The sequence below is a fragment of the Microbacterium sp. genome (assembly GCF_036277215.1).
In the GTDB taxonomy this organism is placed as follows: domain Bacteria; phylum Actinomycetota; class Actinomycetes; order Actinomycetales; family Microbacteriaceae; genus Microbacterium.
In genome coordinates, this window is the sequence record NZ_DASUNI010000051.1 from 1 (window position 1) to 3,423 (window position 3,423).

The 3,423-nt window shown below is 68.0% G+C and carries 4 protein-coding genes and 1 tRNA gene; 3 read left to right on the plus strand and 2 right to left on the minus strand.

The features are described from left to right. The 3 genes from VFX99_RS02555 to VFX99_RS02565 all read left to right on the plus strand — a co-directional run. A partial coding sequence (locus VFX99_RS02555; RefSeq protein WP_329664750.1) for an aldehyde dehydrogenase family protein occupies positions 1 to 482 on the plus strand: 482 nt, incomplete at its 5' end. Positions 483 to 489: 7 nt separating this feature from the next. Further along, positions 490 to 891, plus strand: a complete 402-nt coding sequence (locus VFX99_RS02560; protein ID WP_329664751.1) for a ribonuclease HI family protein — start codon at positions 490 to 492, stop codon at positions 889 to 891. Positions 892 to 934: 43 nt separating this feature from the next. Next, positions 935 to 1,008 (plus strand) — tRNA-Gly (locus VFX99_RS02565). Between the two features lie 248 nt (positions 1,009 to 1,256). Here the strand turns inward: VFX99_RS02565 and VFX99_RS02570 are convergent. Next, positions 1,257 to 2,588: a chloride channel protein gene (locus VFX99_RS02570; protein WP_329664752.1), complete on the minus strand. Its 1,332-nt coding sequence runs from the start codon at positions 2,586 to 2,588 to the stop codon at positions 1,257 to 1,259. Then, positions 2,589 to 3,423 (minus strand): cation:proton antiporter (locus VFX99_RS02575; RefSeq protein ID WP_329664753.1); only part of this gene is annotated, 835 nt, incomplete at its 5' end.

Here is a 3,423-nt window from a genome sequence, read left to right on the forward strand (position 1 = left end):
TCGGCTCGGACGAGGGCGCCAAGCTCCTCACCGGCGGAGAGCAGGCGAGCGAGGGCGACCTGGGCAAGGGCTTCTTCTACCGGCCGACGATCTTCGCGGACGTCGACCCGCAGATGCGGATCGCCCAGGAGGAGATCTTCGGCCCGACGACCGCCCTGATCCCGGTCAAGAGCTTCGACGAGGCGATCCGGGTCACGAACGGGATCCGCTACGGGCTCTCGTCCTCGATCTTCACCCGCGACGTCAACAAGGCGTTCCGCGCCATGCGCGACCTCCAGACGGGGATCACGTACATCAACGCCGGCACCACCGGCGCCGAGGTGCATCTGCCCTTCGGCGGCACCAAGGACACCGGCAACGGCCATCGCGAGGCCGGCCAGGCTGCGCTCGACGTCTTCACGGAGTGGAAGTCGCTCTACGTCGACTACTCCGGCAAGCTGCAGCGGGCGCAGATCGACAACGTCGAGCACCCTTCGCCCTGACCGCTCCGTGAGAGGGCGGCTGTTCACGGACGGCGGCGCCCGCGGCAATCCCGGGCCCGCCGCCTACGCCTACGTGCTCGAGGACGAGAACGGGGACGTCGTCGCGGCTCACGGCGAGGCGATCGGCGTCGCGACCAACAACGTCGCCGAGTACAGCGCCCTGATCGCGGGGCTCGAGAAGGCGGTCGAGCTGGGTGTCGGCGAGCTCGAGGTGGTCTCCGACTCCGAGTTGATGGTCAAGCAGATGCGCGGCGAGTACCGCGTCAAGAACGAAGCCCTGCGCGAGCTCTCTGTGCGGGCGGGAACGCTGGCTCGCGAGCTCGGCGCGGTGCGCTACACGGCGGTGCGCCGGGAGCACAACAAGCTCGCGGATCGGCTCGTCAACGAAGCGCTCGACGCAGCCGGCTGAGCGTTTCAGGGTCGCGGCGACCGCGGCTATACTGGCGGCCCACGCGGATGTAGCTCAGTTGGCTAGAGCGTCTGCTTGCCATGCAGAAGGTCGTGGGTTCGAGTCCCATCATCCGCTCTCAAAGACGCTGCTAAGGCGCATAGGTTGCGTCCAGGTGGTCAACTGAACAAGCCTCATGGTCACCTTGAAGTCCGCTCTCGCGATGTAACACTCGAACCCTCACGACCTCGTGAACGTAGCGAGAGCAGTGGAACGGCCGAGGACGGGAGGCGCCGAACCGCCCTCGTCTACAGGATGCGAGGACATCTAGAGGGCCACCGCATCCCTTCGAGTCACGCGGTACGGCTCTTTCGTGTAGGCGCTGGCTACCCGCTAGGGGTGACGCGACGGTCGGACAACACCTCCGTGGTGATATACGCGACGACCACCGCCACGATGATGAGTGGGGCGACCGTGAGGCCCGCCTGAGAGGTCAGCAGGAGGGCGATCACGACTGATGCCAGCGGGAGCCTCAGAATCGACACACAGGCCGCGGCCATCAAGGCCGCCACGGCCGGTGTTTCTGAGAATCCCGGAAGGTCGGCGGCGAGGAGTCCTGCGACGGTGCCGAGGAACAAGGCCGGGAACGTCGGACCGCCTCGAAAGTTGCCCAGGGAGATGCTCCAGGCGAGCCCCTTGAACACCACGAGCAGCGTGAGGGTTGAGAGGGAGAGACTGGGGTCTTCGAAGAGCGTTTCAAACGCGTGCTCGCCCGAGAACAGCACCGCGTTCGCTGGTTGATCGGTCGCCTGGTTGAAGGCGATGGCAAGCCCCCCGACCGCGAGCGCCGCGGCAACGGTGAACACGAACGGCTGCTTCGACACGAGGCGGGTCGTCAGCCTTGCGACTTCGACGACGACGAAGACGACGACTGCGGCGGCGATCGCGAGCACGATCGTCCATACGAAATCACCCCAGTCGGGCCCGTCGTACGGTGCCAGGTCCAAAGGGCTCAGCGCCCAGGCGCTCGTGCTAAGCCCGGTCCAGTCTCCCATGCCGATGAAGACGAGGGAGCCCAGCCCAGCGGCGATCAGGCCGGGGAGCAGTATCACCGCTAGTGTCGGTCCGCCTCCACCCAGGGCTGCAGCCTCGAGCAGGATCACAGCGCCGATCACCGGCGAGCCGAACACCGTCGAGATGGCGGCAAAGCTCCCTGCGGCAGCCAACAACCCCAACACCTGCTGGGGCGCATCCTTTCCGACCAGCCGTACCGCGAGGACGCCGAGGCCCATGCCGAGTGCGATCAGCGGCCCCTCCGGGCCGAGCACGAGCCCGAGACCGAGGGTGGCGAGCGCCGCCAGGAGAACGCCCGGGAGCTCGATCGGCTGTGTGGGGCCCCCGCCGGCCTTGAGACCGTCGGCGGGGACGTGGCCCCCGTGTCCAGGTAGGCGGATGATCGCAAGGGCGGTCAGCACGCCGGCCACGGCAAGCCAGGGCAGCGGCCACCACCAGGGAACGGTGTCGTACCCCAGCTCGCCGGGGAGATCCTCGTAGACGCCGACTTGGATCTGATGGACGAGCGCCAGGAAGCTCCATGACGCCAGCGATACGAGCACACCGATCGCCGCCGCCAGCACGAGCAGAACGCGGTACTGCCTGCTGCGAATCAGTGAGCCCGGATCGACCGGCGCAGCCTCGACGTCATCCGGAGAGGCCATCTAGGGCGCCGACTCGGTTGATGCGTCGTCGACGTCATGGTGTCTCTCCCTCAGCCTGGCCGCCCAGCCGTGCGGACGCTGTGCCGGAGCCGGCGCGCTTTCGAACGCGAGCGGTGCCTCGCGCGGGTGGGCGGCGAACCAGGCCGCGTAGCGCCCCGCGAGGGGAGTCGCGGTCAGGCCGTGCAGGAGGACGGAGAGGCCGATCGTGAGGAAGATCGTGTTCAGCAGCACTGACTCGCTCGCGAGGTCGGCATCCTCGACGAGGATCACCGCGAACACGATCGACGCCAGTCCCCGCGGCCCGAACCAGCCGAGGAACGCGACCGTCGGACGTCTTGCGCCGGATCCGAGCATCGCCAGGGCCACCGGGAGCATGCGGACGAGGGTCAGGCTGAGGAGCGCATACACGACGATCTCGGCGGAGAGATCATCGAGCGTGGGCACGAGCATGACGGCGCCGAAGAGGATGAACGTGACCGCACCGAGCAGGCCGCCTGCCTCTTCGAGGAAGTAGCTCACCTCGCCCCCGACCTCGCGGCGCAACCCGCCGAAGACGGCCCCGCCGACGAACGCGGCGATGAATCCGCTGCCGTGCATCCATACGGCCAGCCCGTAGGCGAGGGCGGCCCCCGCGACCGGAACGACCTGAGCCCAGATCGGGTCGACGAGGCCGCGCGTGACGCCCACCCTGAGCACGGCTGCCGCTGCGAGTCCCGCAACCACGCCCCCAACACACCCGTAGCCGATCTCCTCGAGCACGAGCTCGACCGCCGCGCCGTTTCCGATCGCACCCGCTTCCGCCTCGGCAATCGCGATTGCAATAAGGAGGAGGGGC

Excerpts from the sequence above, each read along its gene's own strand:
- VFX99_RS02570 (WP_329664752.1), bottom strand. The coding sequence starts at position 2,588 with ATGGCCTCTCCGGATGACGTCGAGGCTGCGCCGGTCGATCCGGGCTCA.